Raw genomic sequence first — 17,511 nt, 5'->3', positions numbered from 1 at the left:
CTTCTTTTGCAGCGACTTAAGGATTATTTAATAATTGACCCGCTATACTCAGGACAGAGCTTGACGAAAGGAGAACAACATCGTGTTCCTGAAAATACTTAAAAAAGATCTGCGGCGTAAAAAAGTGATGAATACCGTTCTATTGGTACTCATTATTCTGGCTTCAACGCTCGTAGCAAGCAGCTCCAGCCTGATGTATTCGACGTCCAGTGCCCTCGACAGCTTTATTGACAAGAGCCGTGTGGCCGATCTTAATATCACACTGGCGGATAATCCCGAATATAACGGGGCGGTCCAGGACTGGGTTCGGAATGAGAAGAGAGTGGAGACGGCGTATACGGAGAAACAAATCAGTCTTTCACTGGAGCAAATCAAGATGCCAGAGGGGCGTACCAGCTTTTCCGGCAATACAAGTCTTGTACTGTCCGCCATCCCGGAACAGGTGAACCTGATCTTCGGCGCAGATAATGAGCCCTATACCCTTCAGCAAGGGGAAATTGGACTGCCTACGAACCTGATGCTGACTAGCGGCATCCAAACCGGAGAGCGGATCAGCTTCCAGCTGGAAGGGATTACGAGAACTTTTACCGTCAGCGGTTACTTCAAGGATGCATTTATGGGTTCGAATCTGCTGGGCCTCAAACGTCTGATAATCTCCACAGAAGACTTTAACGAAATTGAGAAGACGCTGCCGGAGAATTCCCGCGTGAATTTATGGAGTTTCAACGCTGTTCCGGGTATCGAGCCTACTGAACTGTCCGGAGCCTTTGCCGGTGCGGATCTGCCGATTAACTTCGAGGTCGACAAGTCGCTCGTTGCGATGTCCTATATGACAGACCGGATCATCTCCGCAATGATGTTTGCGATTAGCCTGTTCCTGATCTTCATTGCCTTTCTTACCCTGCGCTTCACGATTGTCTCTACATTGCAGGATGAGTACAAGGAGATCGGTGTGATGAAGGCGATTGGCTTCAGGAACCACGCGATCAAACAGCTCTATTTAACGAAATATATGGGGCTGTCCTTGCTTGGCGGCATCATCGGACTTGGAATCAGTCTTCCGCTTACAGGGCTGATGTCCGGCAGGACTTCGCAGTATATGATTCTGCCGGGCGGCAGTATCAGCATCATTATATCCGCGTGCAGTACTGTAGCCATTATAGGTTTCATTCTGCTGTTCTGTTTGCTCTGTATGCGCAAGATTAACAAGGCTTCCGCCATTGACGCCATCCGGCAAGGCCAGACAGGAGAACGCTTCAAGGCTTCCCGCAGAATTCATTTACATAAAAGCCGCTACCTGCACACCGCATTCTTCCTGGCGCTGAGCGATGTGCTGAACCGGTTGAAGAGCTACACTTCACTCATCCTGACTCTTGTCCTGAGTACAGCGATCATCCTCATCCCGGTTAATCTGACCAATACGATCGTTACCCCTAAGTTTTTAGAGTATTTCGGCACAGTCGGGGCGGATTTCTATACCAAAACGGAAATGACTGAGAAGTCTGTGGATGAGATCCAGCGGGAAAAGGCGATACTCAGCCAGAGCTTCCGCGATAAAGGCTTCGATGTCTCGCTCACGGCCAACTATGCGCTCCTGATCAAATATATCTCAGATGACGGTCAGGATAACCGGCGCATCAACGCCCAGAAGAATGATCAGGATGAGTCCATTCCATATCTGGAGGGCACTGCCCCTATACTTAAGAATGAAATTGCCATAACGAGCATCATGTCCGAGAAGTACGGTAAGCAGGTAGGGGATACTATTGAGTTTGAAATGGATGGCAAGCAAAGCACTTTCATGATAAGCGGACTGTTCCAGAGTATCTCTAACGAAGGTTATGGCGTCTGGATTGCACGGGATTACAACCCGAAGGTTATATCAGCTTACCTGTTTTCTGGTAATATCCATGCCCCGGAGGAGCAGAAGGCTGAAATTATTAAGGACATTCAGAGCCAAATCAGCGGACTTAACATCAAATCGGGGATGGAAATGCTGGGAGAGACTACCGGAGGGTTCATGAGCCAGCTGCGCAGCCTCAATGCACTGCTCACGGCGATTATCTGCATTATTACGTTCTTTATTACGAGTCTGTTCGTCAGGTTGATGATTACGAAGGAAGTACACGGCATTGCGGTCATGAAAAGCATCGGCTTCACGAATTCAGCCATCCGGCTGTGGCAGGTACTGCGCATTCTGATTATCATGGCTGCCTCATTAATCCTTGGGGTGATCGCAGCGAATACCCTTGGAGGACGTCTGCTCGGCATCATCTTCAGGATATTCGGTCTGACGAAGCTGGAACTCGTCATCATTCCGCTTCAGGTCTATGTCTTCTATCCGCTCCTGATGCTTGCTGTCGTCATGCTGGCGGTATACACCAGCTGCGGACAAATCAGGCGCGTGCAGATCTGGAATATGAATAAAGAATGAGTGAGTATTAGCGAACTGCAAACAACTACCCAAGGAGGAATACAGAAATGGCAGCCGTACTGGAAGTAACCAATCTATGCAAAACCTATATTGTAAACAAAGGACAGAATAATGTCCTGCGGAATATTAATCTTACGCTTCATGAAGGAGAGTTCGTGTCCGTAATGGGACCATCCGGATCGGGCAAATCAACGCTACTCTATACTGTCAGCGGGATGGACCGGCTCACGGCGGGGGAAGTGGTGTTTGACGGGCAGAGCCTCTCACAGCTCTCCGAGAAAGAGATGGCCGGGCTGCGCCTGCATAAGATGGGGTTCATCTTTCAGCAGATGCATATGCTGAGCAATCTGTCCGTTTATGATAATATCATTCTATCGGGCTATCAGGCGCTATCCGGCAAAGGAAGCGGGCGCAGCCGCAGCGATGTCAATCAATACGCCGATGCTCTAATGCGGAAGCTGAATATAATTGAAACTGCGGCACATGACATTACAGAGGTATCCGGGGGACAGCTGCAGCGGGCCTGTATATGCCGGGCGCTGATTAATGAGCCGGCGATGCTGTTTGCCGATGAGCCGACAGGTGCGCTCAACTCCAAAGCAGCCCAGGAAGTAATGAATGAGCTGTGCCGGATCAACCGTGAGGGAACAACCGTTATGATTGTAACCCATGATGTGAAGGTCGCCGCACAGAGCGATAAGGTATTATATATGGTGGACGGAAATATTCAGGGCGAGCATGTCCTGGGCAAATATTCGCCGGAGCAGGGTTCGAGGGAACGTGAGCGCAGCCTGACGGGCTGGCTGATGGAGATGGGCTGGTAACAAGCAGCAGGAGGAGATAGCCGTGGCGGATATTCTGATCATTGAAGACAATGCGGAGCTGGCGGAGGTGATTAAGGATTTTTTGCAGGTGGAGGGTTATTCTGTATTCATTGCAGCCACCGGAAAAGAGGGGCTGGCATATCTGGAAGTACACGCGGTCAAGCTGTTGCTGCTCGATATTATGCTGCCGGAGCTTGACGGGTTCGCCGTCTGCAGACTCGCCAGAGAGAAGTTCAATTTGCCGATTCTGATTATGAGTGCACGCCATGGGGATGACAATAAGATTATCGGTCTTGAGCTGGGTGCAGATGACTATCTGGAGAAGCCATTTTCGGTCAACCTGCTGACAGCCAAGGTCAAAGCACATCTGCGGCGCAGCTATGATATGAACGATGATAAGCAGCTGCTGGCTGATGGAGACCTTACAGTTAACCGGACCTCGATGACGGTGTATAGAGGCGGGCAGCCGCTCGGGATGACGGCCAAGGAATATGAGCTGCTGGTGCTGCTGATGAATAACAAGGGAAAGGCTCTGCGCAAAGAGTGGCTGTTCCAGCAGGTATGGGGAGCAGACAGCTTCAGTGAGCCTTCTACGCTGACGGTACATATGAATAAGCTGCGGGACAAAATCGAACTGAACCCCAAAGAGCCGAGGCGGATTGTAACCGTCTGGGGGGTAGGATACAAATATGAAGGCATTTAACCGGCTGATTCTCTGGACAATACTCGCCGGGTTCATCGTGATTGCCATTCTGAATGGATATGTATCCTACCGGGAAGTACGGGAGCCCGGCAAAGCTTACCGGGTGGAGATCAACCGGATTATTGATCAGGTGCAGCGCGGGGTGCTGCCGGAAGAGATTATACTTACTCCGGGAGATTATACATACGTTAACGGATTAAGCTGGATAGATCAGGGGGCGGAAGCACAGGCTGTTGAGCGGTTTTTTGCCGGAATAGGTGTAGCGGATTCATACGAATTCACGGTCAAACCTGTCTATCTGGAGCAGCAGCTGACAGGGTATTTAAGGTTCTCATACCGGTTGCCCGGTGCGGATCACAGCGTGTTCCTGATCCTGAATGTGTTCCTGCTGGCGGCGCTTGGGGCGGTGACTGCACTGCTGTTCTATATCCGGAGGCAGATCCTGCAGCCGTTTCACACCTTACAGGAGTTGCCTTACGAGTTATCCAGAGGCCAATTAAATACAGGCATGAAGGAGCACCGGAGCCGGTTCTTCGGCCGTTTCGTATGGGGGCTGGACCTGCTGCGGCAGACACTGGATGCCCAGAAGCAGACCAATCTCCGCCTGGAAAAAGACCGCCAGACGCTGGTCGCCTCCCTGTCACATGAGCTCAAAACACCAGTCGCCGCAATCAGGCTGTACGCCAGTGCCCTAGACGGCAGCCTCTATGACAGTGAAGAGAAACGCCAAGCGGTCGCCAGGCTGATCGGCCGGAAAGCGGAGCAGATGGAGCAGCTGATCGGGGATATTATCACGGCCTCGGTCTCCTCCCTGCAGGAGATGGAGGTCGTGCCGGGAGAGTTCTACATCAGTGAGTTGATCAGGAAGGTTGTCCCGGGTCATAAAGAACGGCTGGAGCTGCTGAAGATAGAGCTGAAGGTGGGGCCTTATCAGGACAAGCTGCTGTTGGGTGATATGGATAGGCTGCTTGAAGTACTTAATAATCTTATCGAGAATGCGATAAAATACGGCGATGGCGGTACGGTCAGCATGACCTTCCGGGAAGAGGATTACCGCCAGCTCATCGTCATTAAGAATTCAGGCGAACCGCTATTGCCGGGCGAGCTGCCCTATATCTTCACCAGCTTCTGGCGCGGCTCCAATGCGGACGGGAAGCCAGGCAACGGCCTCGGCCTATTCATCTGCAAGCAGCTGCTGATGAAGATGGGCGGCGACATCTTCGCAGAGCCTCTGGAGCATGGGATGCGGTTTGTGGTGGTGCTGCGGTATTGAACCAATAAGACCTGATCAGCGGCGGATAGCCGGATCAGGTCTTTTGGCGTGCGGGCGTGTATAGGCTATGCGTATACCCGGCGCAAGCCGTAAGCCGGTTATGCCATCAGCAATACGGAGGAAGCTTTGATAATTGCGGTAACAGGAGAGCCTTCCTTCAGTTCCAAATCGCGCAGCGCTTCTACTGAGATAATAGAGGTAAGCTTCTGGCCTCCGGTATCCACCACAACCTTAGCATTGACTTGTCCCTCTTCAATCGACACTACAGTTCCTTCAAACTGGTTTCTGGCGCTGATCTTCATGATTTCACGTTCCTTTCATGTATGGAGTGTATAGATTCTATTTAGTGGTTCTGGATGTTTGCTAATTAGAGAGATTTAATACTGAATATATCTAAACAATACTAAATATATAGATAATCCACAAGTGAATTGCTACCATTGTCGACAAATAGCATAATAGAGTATTATTGTAAACGGAAACATGGATTGTATTGGAGGTTTAATGCGATGATTGAGCTGAAATTTGAGAATTATCCTGCGGCTGAAGTTTTTTTTGCCGATAAGAAGCAGCATATTCCCGCATTGTCAGTCTTGCAGGGGAATTATCCCGGACGGGTATTTGCCGATGATGCAGCTGCACCATCCCTTGCCGTGGTATGGGCTACGGGGAGATGGATGTATGCTGCCGGAGATATCAGAACAGAGCTGAACAGGATGAAGCTGACAGCATTTTTGCAGACCCAAGTGATTCCGGATTGCCGGCGGCGGCAAAAGAATTGGTTCGAGATATACACGGATGATTGTGATGCATGGACTGCATTATTTAAGCCCGGATATGCCGGACTGCAAGTATATAGACATATGGAATCGGTATATGAGTTCAATCGTGCAAGGTTTAATCCGCCTGAGAGTAAGGTTACGGAAGACGCTTCAGGCAGCGGCGTGACCGTTGACTACAGGCAATTTCCTGTTCTGGAGGAGCATGAAGATGATATGTCTGACATACATAACCGCTTCAGCAGCCTGACAACCACCGGAGCTGTGGTGAAGGTAGAGGGTCAGGCAGTCTCTGTCTGTAAGCATAACGGCTTCACCGATAACAACAGATATTTCATTGATGTGGATACATACTCAGAAGCTGAGCGCGGCAAAGGATACGCAACGCTAGCCGCACGGTCACTGATTAGTTATTACCTGGACAGAGGCCAGCTTCCGTTGTGGGAAACCACACATGAGAATACCGCGTCACACAGGCTGGCATTGAAGCTGGGATTCGAGCCTGTGGAGAGTTATCCGGTGTTTGCTTTTGTCATGGAGAGCCAGGAGCTTAAACTTCAGTCACCGGGGTAATATACAATATAATCCAGTGACAGGAGGAGAGTATTATGAGAACTTTTGGCAGAGGGATGTTGTATTCCATTATCGTGGTAGTCATTCTGCTGGCTATTTCGTTCATTATTGGAGATACCGTCACACTTCCCTGGTTTGTCTTCATTCCTTTGGTTCTGCTTGTATGGGGCCTGGCCTTCTATCAGTCGAGAAATGAGGACCGTTCTACCGGATAGAGCTATAATGTTGTGCCGGGATTTAGTGAAAGGCTGTGCTCCGCTATAATGGAGGCGGTCTTTTTTATTGTAAGCAATTCTATGTTGCATTTGGTCAAGAAAGCCAGTGTTGTATGAAGCGGACTGAGAGGACCCTATTTCGTGAGGAAACCACCTTTTGAGGATGAAGCGGACTGAGAGATTCCGTTATCTGGTTAAATCGTGCCCCAAATGCACAGTATCGAGTAATATAAGCGATTCTGAGTCCGATTAGTCTGAGATTAAGCACGGGCGGTATAGCTATACAGAGACTGGACCTTCTCGCGCAAACCATTCATAATAATAAGGTCAGTTGTTAACGGTTCCATAGGGTTCATTACACTAACTACACTCATAAACGGAGGTTCTACGATGAAATACCGCAAGCTGGGAAATACAGGTTTGTCAGTAAGTGAAGTCAGCTTTGGCACTTGGGCAATCGGGGGGGACTGGGGCAGCAGCAGGGATGAAGACGGGCTTAAGGGCTTGCAGCTGGCTATGGAGCAGGGCGTTAATTTCTTTGATACTGCCGATGTATACGGCTCCGGGCATGCGGAAGAGCTGCTGGCCAAGGCAACCAAAGGCAAGCAGGATGAGATACATATTGCTACGAAATTCTGCCGTGCCGGTGATATTCATGATCCGGAGAATTACTCTGCGCGCAGAATAAGCGAATATTGTGAACAGAGCCTGCGGCGGCTGGAGAGGGAAGCGATTGATCTGTATCAGGTCCACTGTCCGCCGATTGAAATCCTCAGAGAGGGCAGTGTCTTCGGGGCCCTTGACCAATTGAAGGCCGAAGGTAAAATCCGCCACTACGGCGTAAGTGTCGAAACCATCGAGGAAGGGCTGCTATGCCTGGAATATCCGGGAGTAGAGGCGCTTCAGGTGATCTTCAATCTGTTCCGCCAGCAGCCGGCGCTGGAGTTATTACCGCGTGCGGCTGCCCGCGGCGCAGGGATCTTGGTGCGTCTGCCGCTGGCCAGCGGTCTGCTGACCGGCAAGTTCAAGGAGACCAGTACCTTCCAGGAGAACGACCACCGCAGCTTCAACGCGAACGGCGAGCAATTCAACGTTGGTGAGACCTTCGCCGGACTTCCGTTTGTTACCGGAGTGGAACTGGCCCGCAAGCTGGAGTGGATTGCTGAAGGACGCGGCAATATGGCCAGAGCGTCCATGCGCTGGATTCTGGACCATCCCGCCGTCAGCTGTGTGATTCCGGGCTTCAAGAATGAAACTCAGGTAGCGGATAATCTCGCTACACTTGAAGCTCCTTCCTATAGTTCAACTGAAATGGAGCGCCTGAGCGCATTCTATCAGTCCGAGGTTGTTCCGCATATCCGTGGAGGAGTGTAGCAGCACCTTATGAACAATATAACCGTCGGACTGCTTGCACATGTAGATGCCGGCAAGACGACCTTCGCTGAGCAGCTGCTCTACCATACCGAAACGATCCGCAGCCGGGGCCGGGTGGATCATCAGGATACCTTCATGGATACCCACGAGATTGAAAAAGCGCGCGGAATCACTGTTTTTGCCGATCAGGCGGAATTTGTATATAAGGATTCGCGGTATTTCCTGCTGGATACCCCGGGCCATGTTGATTTCTCTCCAGAGATGGAGCGCTGTCTGCAGGTGCTGGATTATGCAGTGGTCATTCTGAGCGCGGTGGAGGGTGTAGAGAGTCATACGGAAACCGTATGGCAGCTGCTGCGCCAGCATAACATTCCCACCCTGTTCTTCATTAACAAAACCGACCGTGCCGGTGCGGACCCGCAGCGTGTACTCGAAGAGATCCGGCAGCAGCTAAGCGGCAATGCCTTCCTGCTGCCGCAGCTTACGGGGGAGGCGTTGACTGATGAGCTGAGGGCATTTATAGCGGAGCGTGATGACGCGCTGCTGGAATTGTATCTGGAAGGAGCTCTGCCTGACAACGTCTGCCGCAGTGCACTGCCTGACATGTTGAAACGGGGCGACATCTTTCCTTGTATGCAGGGCTCCGCATTGCTTGATCAAGGGGTGGACGGGTTCCTGGAGGTTCTGAACGCGTTAACCTTCACGGAGTACGATCATGAGCAGCCTTTTGCGGGGAGAGTCTACAAGATCCGCCACGACGAAAAAGGCACGCGTATCACCTACATCAAAGCACTTCAAGGAGTGCTGAAGAACAGGGACAGCTTAATGTACGGACATGGACCGGAACGTGTATCGGCGCGGGTTACCGGAATCCGCAAATATAATGGCACCAAATATATTTCCGCCGATTGGGCTGCCGCAGGGGAACTGTTCGCGGTTGTGGGGCTTACTGAGGCCCTGCCCGGTGAGGGCGTTGGTGAACTGACGGACTCACAGGAAAGCGGCCTGATTCCTACGCTGAAATCCAAAGTCCTTTTTGAGCCGCCGGTACACCTGAAAGAACTGATGAATGCCTTTGGACAGCTGGGCGCGGAAGATCCTTCGCTCAATGTTAGCTGGGATGAAGAGCTGCAGGAGCTGCATATTCATGTGATGGGCGGAATTCAGCTGGAGATTCTGGAGCAGATCATGGCTGAACGGTTCCGGATCCGGATTGCTTTTGGGCCGCCGGAGATTCTCTACAAGGAGACGATCACTGGCACCGTCTATGGCTACGGACATTTCGAACCGCTTGGCCACTACGCTGAGGTTCATCTGAAGCTGGAGGCAGGGGATCGCGGCAGCGGTATTACCTTCATCAACAGCTGTCACCCGGATGATCTGGCCGTGGGCTATCAGCATCAGATTGAGCAGCATTTGCTGGAGAGCGGCCATCACGGCCTGCTGACCGGTTCACCGCTGACCGACCTGAAGATCACCCTGCTTAGCGGCAGAGCACATAATAAGCATACGAGCGGCGGAGATTTCCGTGAAGCAGCTTACCGGGCCTTACGCCAAGGGCTGGAGCAGGCCGTGAATCTGCTGCTGGAGCCGGTCTATGACCTGAAGCTCCGGATAGATTCAGACTACGTGGGCAAAGTAATGAGTGATATCCAGCAGGCCAGCGGCAGCTTCAACCCTCCTGAGATTACAGAGTCCAAGGCTGTCATTACCGGTACGGTTCCAGTGGCAAGCTTCATGAATTATGGGGTGAGACTGGCTTCCATGACCCAGGGCAAGGGTTCGCTGTCGCTTAGAGTCGCCGGTTATCAGCCGTGCCATCAGACCGAAACAGTAATTCAGCAGCGGAATTATAATAAAAATGCCGATCCGGCTTACTCCTCGACCTCGATCTTCTGCGCCAAAGGCCAGGCGTATCCGGTCCCCTGGGATGAAGCGGAGCAGCATATGCATATTAAAGTACGATGAAGGAGCAGATGAACAATGGCTGAAATCATAGATAAAGTTGCCTGGATATATATCGTGGATGGCAAGGTGCTTGGCGCTCGTTCCAAAGGAAAGGACACCTATTATTTCCCCGGAGGCAAACGGGAGTCTGGTGAGAGCGATGCACAGACATTGATCCGGGAGATCGAAGAGGAATTATCTGTTCAGATCATACCGGAGACCATTGCAGAATTCGGAAGCTTTGAAGCTCCCGCGCATGGCAAAGCAGAAGGCGTTTCCGTCCGGATGACCTGCCTGACCGCAGAGTTCACGGGTGAACTGAGCCCGGCTTCCGAAATCGAGGAATTGGCCTGGTTAACCTATGAAGACAAAGCGCGCGTGTCAGCTGTCAGTGTGATGATTATGGACAAGCTGCGGGAAATGAAGCTGCTCTTCTAAACCATACAGTTATAAGCCCGTTTCGAGCCGGAAATCCGGTTTGGAATGGGCTTTTTATCTCTTTACCGGATGCTTTCGGGCAGCCGTTCGCAGACACTTTTACAATTCAGGACATATGTCCTTCCCGAATCCGGCAAACTGGCTTTTAATTAAAGCAGACAGTATATAGAGGAGAGAGACAGATGAAGGGGATAATTTTCGCATTTATAGGCGGGGCCTGCATTACGCTGCAAGGGGTAGCGAATGCAAGAATCAGCCAGGATATTGGTACGTGGCAGGCAGCGACGATCACGCAGTTCACCGGGTTCCTGATGGCGCTGGTCATTGCGCTGATCGTACGGGACGGGAAGAAACACGGCTTCCGTAAGGTTAATCCGTTGTATCTGATCGGCGGCGGATTTGCCGCATTCGTTATTTTCAGTGAGGTTACGGCGATTCAGAGCATCGGTGTCACCTTAACCATCTCTGCTTTGCTGATTGCCCAGCTGTGCCTGACTTTTGTTATCGACATCAAGGGCTGGTTCGGGGTAGCCAGGCAGAAGATGAAGCTGCCGCAGTTTATCGGGATCGGGATGATGATCCTGGGTGTGGTTGTGCTGAAGTTCTGATGATTAGGTCAAGCGGAGGTGAACCTGTGCGATGAAGGAAATTCAAGATTCCGGGCGGCTGCAAGCATATCTGCAGAAGCACCAGCTCGATCATATTTTCACAGAGCCGCTTAAACAGCTCTTGTCGCTGCTAAGCTACGATCCGGGAGAGCATATCTGCTCCAAAGGAGACCCTTCAAGCACACTCTATGTGCTGGTCAAAGGGAAGCTTAAGATTTACACGACCTCGGCAGAGGGCAGAACACTAATCATCTCATTCAAAACACCGCTGGAGCTTATCGGCGATGTTGAATATATTCAGGGTACGGAAATGCTCAATACGGTAGAGGCGGTATCACCGGTTCACATGATTGCGGTGCCGTACCGCTGGCTGAATAAATATGCGAAGGATCATCCGCCGCTGCTGCATTTTATGCTGGAGATCATCACTCAGAAGTTCTACCGGAAGTCCAGCTTCCTCAGTCTTAATCTGATGCATCCGGTGGATGTGCGGCTGGCCAGCTACCTGCTGTCCATCTCCTACGACGAATCGGATCCGCAATTTACCGGCCAGCTGAATACGATTAATCTGGTGGATACCGCGAATTTCATCGGCACCAGCTACAGGCATTTGAACAGAGTGATCCGGAAGTTCTGCCAGGAAGGGCTGACCGAGCGCAGCTCAGGGGCAATTATCGTCAAGGACAGGGAAGGGCTCTCAGCTCTGGCCAGCCGCAATATTTACGAATAAAACCAGGCAATAAGGCAATACAAATCAGCATATAAGGGAGCAACAGATATGTTAGCAGGAATACTACTCGCGCTGATCGCGGGTGCACTGGTTAGTCTACAGAATATTTTCAATGCCAAGGTCAATGAGCATACAGGCTCCTGGACAACCACCACACTGGTGCTGGGCATGGGATTCGCAGCTTCACTGATTATGGGGCTGATTATGGAAGGGAAGAACATGTTCACGCTGCAGCATATGCAGCCCTGGTACTGGTTCAGCGGTATGATCGGTGTGGGTGTCGTCATCTGTCTGGTCCAGGCCACCCGAATTCTAGGCGCAACTTATGCCATCTCCATTGTCCTGACTGCTCAGCTCGGCTTCGCCTTACTCTGGGATTCCCTGGGCTGGCTGGGGCTGGAGAAGGTTCCATTCTCGTTCAACCAGCTGATCGGTGTGCTCATTATCGTTGGAGGCATTCTGGTGTTCAAATTAGGCGGCAAAAGCGATTCTAAAGACTCCGCCGGAGCCATCGAGCGCCGCAGTGCGCTGCATACGGATTAAATTAAATGTAAGGCGCGCACCGTTTAAATACGGACTGCGTGCTTTTTTTTCGACAGATAAGAATATATTTGCTTCACACTAGCTGAAAAAATACTGTCTTTATAGGGACGGGTAAGCCGCCGTTTCAGGAGAGATGCGGATAAGTGGAGGGCTTGCTAAGAACGGGTACTGGTGGGACTGAAGGTACTGGTGGAGCTGGTGGAGTTGGTGGTGCTGGTGGAACTGGTAATGCTGGTGTGTTGGAGGTGCTGGAACTGAAGCTGGCGATGGTGATGTTCGAATAAGTGAAGAAGCGGACTGATATTCCTCTATTTCATGTAAAAAGCTTCTATTGGTGCGTACGCGGACTGAGATTCCGTTATCCTGTACATTCGGACATAAAATAAGCGTGTTTCGGACACTTAACGGAATCTGAGTCCGCGTGTCATGCGATTTCGCCATAATTGCTGAAATAACGGAATCTCAGTCCTCGACATTAGCGAATGAGTCGTGTAGAACCCCGGTATGCTCCCGCAGAAAAAGTGCCTGATTGCCGGTACTCCCGCAAAGCAAAGCAACACCATGCTGCAGCCCGGCGCTTAAGCGCGCGCAAATAGCAGACCGCAATACGGTCTGCCGCCCCTATATACGCCTGCAAAGCAGGCTACACCTGCCCGAGAGAGGCTGCTGTGCTGCCTTGCATGGCGCTTTTCCATTTCGCATACGTGTTCCACGCCTGGCCGTTGTCCAGCAGATGCTTGCAGGTATAGACGCCTTCCTCAATAGAGTTGACCCTGCCGGCGGCATGGAGCCTGGCTGCACCATTCAGCAGTGTCTGATTGTAGAACGCCAGATGTCCGCCGCCCTGCAGCACTTCCTCGGCGGTACGCAGCTGTCTTTCGGCTGTCCAATCGACCTCCGGAACGGGCACTTCCAGTCCGAGCGACTCCGGATCAATGATATCCAGCTCCGCCGCTCCATCCTGAATGCGGTATACGCGGTTCGGCCGGTCGATATACAGATCCTCCGAGCCTTCCACGCCTTGAACAACCAGTCCCCGCTGATATCCGAGCTTCACAATCAGCCGGGAGATCCGGTCGAATACCGTATTATGAAAAATGCCGAAGACGATATAAGGTGAACAGGAATAATCAATCAGCTTCTCGGCTGTGTTGAAAATCGTGCGCAGCCCAATGTCTTCACGCAGGCCGCGCAGAGCACCCAGCGGCGGGCACCACTGCTCCGATTTCGCAAACAGCACACCGCTGGCCTCCGCCGCCTCAATGGCCGCACTGCGGCTCAGACCTGCAATATCAATTCCGGATGCATGAATGATATCCTGCAGCGTAATTCCCCACTTCGGAGGCAAGCCTGCGGAGCCATGCAGGGTAACCGGCAGACCGGCGGCAGACAGCAGAAAGGCAGTAGGGAACGTGGCGATGAAGGAATGCACCCTGCCGTCATAGGGTCCGGCACAATCGATCCCCTGTTGGACAGGTTCCCTTGAGGCATATTTGCGGCAGACCGCAACGAAGGCTTCCAGCTCTTCCAGGCTCTCCAGCTTCATGCGTTCGGCGATCAGGAAAGCGCCAATCTGCACCGGAGAAGCAGTCTGTCCAAGAATGGCTTCCGCCGCATATTCCGCTTCCCCGTAGCTTAAATCCTTGGCACCGCGTTTGCCGCGGGCAACTTCTTTCAGAATATTAATCATATGGAAGTCTCCTTAAGTTTGATCCTGCAGCATCTGGTACACCTTGACGATGGAAGTAGCGACATCGACCATCCGTTTCCGTTCGTTCATGGCCTGCTTCCGCAGCAGGTCGTAAGCTTCGGATTCGCTGATGTTCCTGGCTTTGGAGAGAATACCTTTGGCCATGTCGATCCATTTACGCTCCTCAAGCCGGGATAACAGCTGTTCCCGTTCCTTGAGCCATTGCTGGCGCTCGAAGCATTGCCTGGAGCTGAAGTGAAGAATCCAGTGGATCTCCTGGGGCTGCATCGCCGGAGACAATATTCCGTCCACCATAATATCATCTCCACAGGCAGAGACGGATAACGTTGCGGTCCGCGGGGTACACCACCAGAGTACCGGGGCAACCTTGTGCTGAACCAGAATACTTCTCCAATAGCTGATCTCAGTAACGGGGAGATGGAGAATGAAGGCATCCGTGTCACCGATCAGCGGAAAGACCTGATCTTCCGAAGCAGCCGTCCCGATCACATAACCACAGGAACTGAGGATACTGTCAGGAGTTGGGGAGGAGCGTTCTTCTGCGGAATTCTCTGTTCTGCCCGGATCTATAACTAACAGGGAATGCATAGTTGACGACGCTCCTTTTACATATAATAAGGGGATAAGTCTGCACACCAGTGTAGAATAAGTACAGTCGGAATAAAGATGATGTAATATTATATAACACAGTTCAGGTAATTTTGTCGATGAATTAAAATAATAAAATTTTATATGTCATAATTATTGACGTAATTAGGATGGCTGTAGTATAGTCGTTTTAACAAATTCATCAATTCTGCGAATACAACGATGTATTCGGTTGAAGCGGCAATGGCGCCTGCTTTCACTTAAATCGCAACGGAAGAAGTATGTTTCCGGGCGGAGTGAAGCGGGCTATTTCTGTTGTTTACCTGGAGAGGAGAGAGAGACATGTCAGCAATTCGCAAAAAACTGATATTAGTCGGTAACGGAATGGCAGGGGTACGGGCGATTGAGCATCTGCTCAAATTAGCGCCGGAGGCTTATGACATTACAATCTTTGGTTCGGAGCCGCATCCGAATTATAACCGGATCATGTTGTCTTCTGTTCTTGCAGGCGGTGCAAGCCTTGATGAGATCGTAATCAACGATCTGGAGTGGTACCGGAGCTTCAATATTCAGCTGTATACGGGACACACCGTAACCTCCATTGATCCTGTAGAGCGCAAAGTCCATACGGATAAAGGAATTACTACAAGTTATGATGAGCTGATTCTGGCAACCGGCTCCAACCCCTTCATGCTGCCGATCCCAGGTGCCGAGAAGGAGGGCGTCATTGCCTTCCGGGATATCAAGGATACACAAATCATGCAGGAGGTATCGCAAAAATATGGCAAAGCGCTGGTGATCGGCGGCGGTCTGCTCGGACTGGAGGCGGCAAGAGGGCTGCTGCATCTGGGGATGGAGGTATCGGTAGTCCACATCCATGAATATATTATGGAGCGCCAGCTGGACGAGTCCGCCTCTGTAATGCTGCGCAAGGAACTGGAAGCCCAGGGAATGAAGTTCCTGCTGAAGAAGCAGTCCGAAGCGGTTCTTGGCAAAAAGCGGGTCAAAGGCCTTTTGTTCGCAGATGGCAGCATTGAAGACGCGGATCTGATTGTGATGGCAGTCGGCATCAAGCCGAATGTAGAGCTTGCCCGCAGCAGCGGGATTGAAGTCAACCGCGGAATTATTGTGAACGATTATATGGAGAGCAGTCTGCCCGGCATCTATGCCGTCGGGGAGTGTGCGGAACACCGGGGTATTGCCTACGGGCTTGTCGCCCCGCTATATGAACAAGGCGCTGTCCTGGCTAAAAGGCTGGCAGGTGTACCAACAGAAGGCTACGCTGGTTCGGTTACCTCTACCAAGCTGAAAGTATCCGGCGTTGATGTATTCTCGGCTGGACAATTCACCGAACAGCCCGGCACCAAGGCGCTGCGGTTCCAGGATGAGACCGATGGTGTGTATAAAAAGCTGGTCATTCACGGTGATAAACTGATTGGAGCCGTGCTGTTCGGAGATACAGGTGACGGGGCGCAGCTGTTCTCGATGATTAAGAAGGGCGAGAATATTAAGGGGAGAGAGAAAGAGCTGCTGCTTGGAATATCTGCTGATGCGCTGGCACCCAAAGGGAACCCGCTTGAAGGAATGGCAGATGATGAGATCATCTGCGGCTGCAATGGAGTCTCGAAAGGGGCGATTGCCGAGGCGATTACCTCCGGCGGCTGTACCAGTGTAGGGCAGATCAAAGCCCGCACCAAAGCCTCGGCTTCCTGCGGCGGTTGTAAGCCGCTGGTGGAAGGACTGCTGCAGCTATATGCCGGCGAGGCTGCCGTAACGGTCAAAGAAGGAATCTGCGGCTGCACCACGCTCGGGCGGGATGAGATCGTCGCCGAAATCAAGCGGATGAAGCTGATGACCGTCAAGGAAGTCATGAATGTCCTGGAGTGGGGCAATGAAGAAGGGTGCGCCAAATGCCGTCCATCCCTGAACTACTATCTGGGGATGCTCTATCCTGAAGAATATATTGATGAGAATGAATCGAGATTCACCAATGAGCGCTACCATGCCAATATCCAAAAGGACGGTACGTATTCCGTGGTACCGAGAATCTACGGCGGTGTTACCTCTCCAGCTGAACTGATCAAGATTGCCCAGGTTGCGGTGAAGTTCGAGGTGCCGCTGGTCAAGTTCACCGGCGGACAACGGCTCGATCTGCTTGGGGTGAAGAAGGAGGACCTGCCGAAGATGTGGGAAGAGCTGGATATGCCCTCCGGCCATGCCTACGGCAAGACACTGCGGACAGTGAAAACCTGTGTCGGCTCCACCTATTGCCGGTTCGGCACACAGGATGCCCTTGGAATGGGTATCCGGCTGGAACAGGCTTTTGAACGGCTGAACACACCGGGCAAAGTGAAGCTGGCTGTATCCGGATGTCCGCGCAACTGTGCGGAAGCGACAATTAAGGACTTCGGAGTCGTAGCCATTGACGGCGGCTGGGAGCTGCATATCGGCGGTAACGGCGGCGTTCATGTCCGGGCCACGGAACTGCTCTGCGTGGTGAAGACCGATGATGAGGTGATGGAGTGGGCCAGTGCGTTTCTGCAATATTACCGTGAGAATGCCGGGTGGAATGAACGGACTGCCCAGTGGGTGGAACGTGTCGGCCTTGACAGCATCAAGCAGGCGCTAGAGTCCCGCGAGGCACGGTTGGCGCTGCAGGAGAGAATTCAGAAGACACTTAGTCTCACCACCGATCCATGGAAGCAAATTGTGAATACACCGGAGCTGCGCAAAAATTTCGAACCGATCTCCTTGCCGGAGACAGTCTAAGG

At 51.8% G+C, this 17,511-nt stretch carries 17 protein-coding genes; 14 read left to right on the top strand and 3 right to left on the bottom strand.

What is annotated here, in order from left to right; all coding sequences use genetic code 11:
* Window positions 1-82: 82 nt before the first annotated feature.
* The 4 genes from NSU14_RS14870 to NSU14_RS14855 are packed head-to-tail and all read left to right on the top strand — an operon-like array spanning window position 83 to window position 5,234.
* Window positions 83-2,434 (top strand): ABC transporter permease, encoded by a 2,352-nt coding sequence (locus NSU14_RS14870; protein ID WP_340945884.1) that lies wholly within the window; start codon window positions 83-85, stop codon window positions 2,432-2,434.
* A 47-nt stretch (window positions 2,435-2,481) separates the two neighbouring features.
* The gene (locus NSU14_RS14865; protein ID WP_042137133.1) at window positions 2,482-3,258 is read left to right on the top strand and encodes an ABC transporter ATP-binding protein; all 777 of its coding nucleotides are present in this window, start codon (window positions 2,482-2,484) and stop codon (window positions 3,256-3,258) included.
* Window positions 3,259-3,280: 22 nt separating this feature from the next.
* Complete coding sequence (locus tag NSU14_RS14860; protein WP_340945880.1) at window positions 3,281-3,961, top strand: response regulator transcription factor; 681 nt, start codon at window positions 3,281-3,283, stop codon at window positions 3,959-3,961.
* Complete coding sequence (locus NSU14_RS14855; RefSeq protein WP_340945878.1) at window positions 3,948-5,234, top strand: HAMP domain-containing sensor histidine kinase; 1,287 nt, start codon at window positions 3,948-3,950, stop codon at window positions 5,232-5,234. Before NSU14_RS14860 ends, NSU14_RS14855 begins: the two co-directional genes overlap by 14 nt.
* Window positions 5,235-5,332: 98 nt before the next feature.
* Here the strand turns inward: NSU14_RS14855 and NSU14_RS14850 are convergent, their stop codons facing one another.
* Window positions 5,333-5,536, bottom strand: a complete 204-nt coding sequence (locus NSU14_RS14850) for a TOBE domain-containing protein (RefSeq protein ID WP_171719451.1) — start codon at window positions 5,534-5,536, stop codon at window positions 5,333-5,335.
* A 207-nt stretch (window positions 5,537-5,743) separates the two neighbouring features.
* On the opposite strand from NSU14_RS14850, the gene NSU14_RS14845 reads away from it, so the two are divergent.
* The 9 genes from NSU14_RS14845 (at window position 5,744) to NSU14_RS14805 (ending at window position 12,725) form a co-directional block, all read left to right on the top strand.
* Window positions 5,744-6,586 (top strand): GNAT family N-acetyltransferase, encoded by an 843-nt coding sequence (locus tag NSU14_RS14845; RefSeq protein WP_042137136.1) that lies wholly within the window; start codon window positions 5,744-5,746, stop codon window positions 6,584-6,586.
* Window positions 6,587-6,621: 35 nt separating this feature from the next.
* Window positions 6,622-6,801 carry a hypothetical protein gene (locus NSU14_RS14840; RefSeq protein WP_042137137.1) on the top strand — a complete coding sequence of 60 codons (180 nt, stop codon included), beginning with the start codon at window positions 6,622-6,624 and terminating at the stop codon, window positions 6,799-6,801.
* Between the two features lie 390 nt (window positions 6,802-7,191).
* Complete coding sequence (locus NSU14_RS14835) at window positions 7,192-8,175, top strand: aldo/keto reductase (protein WP_340945873.1); 984 nt, start codon at window positions 7,192-7,194, stop codon at window positions 8,173-8,175.
* 9 nt (window positions 8,176-8,184) lie between these two features.
* Window positions 8,185-10,143 carry a translation factor GTPase family protein gene (locus NSU14_RS14830; protein ID WP_340945870.1) on the top strand — a complete coding sequence of 653 codons (1,959 nt, stop codon included), beginning with the start codon at window positions 8,185-8,187 and terminating at the stop codon, window positions 10,141-10,143.
* 15 nt (window positions 10,144-10,158) lie between these two features.
* Window positions 10,159-10,560, top strand: coding sequence for an NUDIX hydrolase (locus NSU14_RS14825; RefSeq protein WP_340945868.1), 402 nt, complete (start codon window positions 10,159-10,161; stop codon window positions 10,558-10,560).
* Between the two features lie 182 nt (window positions 10,561-10,742).
* On the top strand, window positions 10,743-11,168 hold the full coding sequence (locus NSU14_RS14820; protein WP_042137145.1) for a DMT family transporter: 426 nt from the start codon (window positions 10,743-10,745) through the stop codon (window positions 11,166-11,168).
* Between the two features lie 31 nt (window positions 11,169-11,199).
* A complete protein-coding gene (locus NSU14_RS14815) occupies window positions 11,200-11,898 on the top strand; it encodes a Crp/Fnr family transcriptional regulator (RefSeq protein WP_042137147.1) in 699 nt (232 codons plus the stop codon).
* Between the two features lie 48 nt (window positions 11,899-11,946).
* Complete coding sequence (locus NSU14_RS14810; protein ID WP_042137149.1) at window positions 11,947-12,441, top strand: DMT family transporter; 495 nt, start codon at window positions 11,947-11,949, stop codon at window positions 12,439-12,441.
* A gap of 143 nt (window positions 12,442-12,584) precedes the next feature.
* The gene (locus tag NSU14_RS14805; RefSeq protein ID WP_197074369.1) at window positions 12,585-12,725 is read left to right on the top strand and encodes a hypothetical protein; all 141 of its coding nucleotides are present in this window, start codon (window positions 12,585-12,587) and stop codon (window positions 12,723-12,725) included.
* A gap of 359 nt (window positions 12,726-13,084) precedes the next feature.
* Here the strand turns inward: NSU14_RS14805 and NSU14_RS14800 are convergent, their stop codons facing one another.
* Together NSU14_RS14800 and NSU14_RS14795 are read right to left on the bottom strand one after the other, a co-directional pair.
* Complete coding sequence (locus tag NSU14_RS14800) at window positions 13,085-14,131, bottom strand: anthranilate phosphoribosyltransferase (RefSeq protein ID WP_076248296.1); 1,047 nt, start codon at window positions 14,129-14,131, stop codon at window positions 13,085-13,087.
* A gap of 12 nt (window positions 14,132-14,143) precedes the next feature.
* Window positions 14,144-14,740 carry an ANTAR domain-containing response regulator gene (locus NSU14_RS14795; protein ID WP_039291592.1) on the bottom strand — a complete coding sequence of 199 codons (597 nt, stop codon included), beginning with the start codon at window positions 14,738-14,740 and terminating at the stop codon, window positions 14,144-14,146.
* Window positions 14,741-15,082: 342 nt separating this feature from the next.
* Here NSU14_RS14795 and nirB point away from each other — a divergent pair, with 342 nt between their 5' ends.
* Complete coding sequence (gene nirB / locus NSU14_RS14790; protein WP_340945861.1) at window positions 15,083-17,509, top strand: nitrite reductase large subunit NirB; 2,427 nt, start codon at window positions 15,083-15,085, stop codon at window positions 17,507-17,509.
* Window positions 17,510-17,511: the final 2 nt, after the last annotated feature.

Source organism: Paenibacillus sp. FSL R10-2771 (assembly GCF_038000205.1).
Taxonomy (GTDB): Bacteria; Bacillota; Bacilli; order Paenibacillales; family Paenibacillaceae; genus Paenibacillus_AQ; species Paenibacillus_AQ phytohabitans.
Note: the sequence above shows the minus strand (reverse complement) of the source record. Positions and strands in the feature narration are given on the sequence as shown.

What these genes read in the sequence shown, in the direction of transcription:
- NSU14_RS14865 (WP_042137133.1), top strand. Translation starts at nt 2,482, where the DNA reads ATGGCAGCCGTACTGGAAGTAACCAATCTATGCAAAACCTATATTGTA.
- NSU14_RS14855 (WP_340945878.1), top strand. Translation starts at nt 3,948, where the DNA reads ATGAAGGCATTTAACCGGCTGATTCTCTGGACAATACTCGCCGGGTTC.
- NSU14_RS14850 (WP_171719451.1), bottom strand. Translation starts at nt 5,536, where the DNA reads ATGAAGATCAGCGCCAGAAACCAGTTTGAAGGAACTGTAGTGTCGATT.
- NSU14_RS14845 (WP_042137136.1), top strand. Translation starts at nt 5,744, where the DNA reads ATGATTGAGCTGAAATTTGAGAATTATCCTGCGGCTGAAGTTTTTTTT.
- NSU14_RS14840 (WP_042137137.1), top strand. Translation starts at nt 6,622, where the DNA reads ATGAGAACTTTTGGCAGAGGGATGTTGTATTCCATTATCGTGGTAGTC.
- NSU14_RS14835 (WP_340945873.1), top strand. Translation starts at nt 7,192, where the DNA reads ATGAAATACCGCAAGCTGGGAAATACAGGTTTGTCAGTAAGTGAAGTC.
- NSU14_RS14830 (WP_340945870.1), top strand. Translation starts at nt 8,185, where the DNA reads ATGAACAATATAACCGTCGGACTGCTTGCACATGTAGATGCCGGCAAG.
- NSU14_RS14825 (WP_340945868.1), top strand. Translation starts at nt 10,159, where the DNA reads ATGGCTGAAATCATAGATAAAGTTGCCTGGATATATATCGTGGATGGC.
- NSU14_RS14820 (WP_042137145.1), top strand. Translation starts at nt 10,743, where the DNA reads ATGAAGGGGATAATTTTCGCATTTATAGGCGGGGCCTGCATTACGCTG.
- NSU14_RS14815 (WP_042137147.1), top strand. Translation starts at nt 11,200, where the DNA reads ATGAAGGAAATTCAAGATTCCGGGCGGCTGCAAGCATATCTGCAGAAG.
- NSU14_RS14810 (WP_042137149.1), top strand. Translation starts at nt 11,947, where the DNA reads ATGTTAGCAGGAATACTACTCGCGCTGATCGCGGGTGCACTGGTTAGT.
- NSU14_RS14800 (WP_076248296.1), bottom strand. Translation starts at nt 14,131, where the DNA reads ATGATTAATATTCTGAAAGAAGTTGCCCGCGGCAAACGCGGTGCCAAG.
- NSU14_RS14795 (WP_039291592.1), bottom strand. Translation starts at nt 14,740, where the DNA reads ATGCATTCCCTGTTAGTTATAGATCCGGGCAGAACAGAGAATTCCGCA.
- nirB (WP_340945861.1), top strand. Translation starts at nt 15,083, where the DNA reads ATGTCAGCAATTCGCAAAAAACTGATATTAGTCGGTAACGGAATGGCA.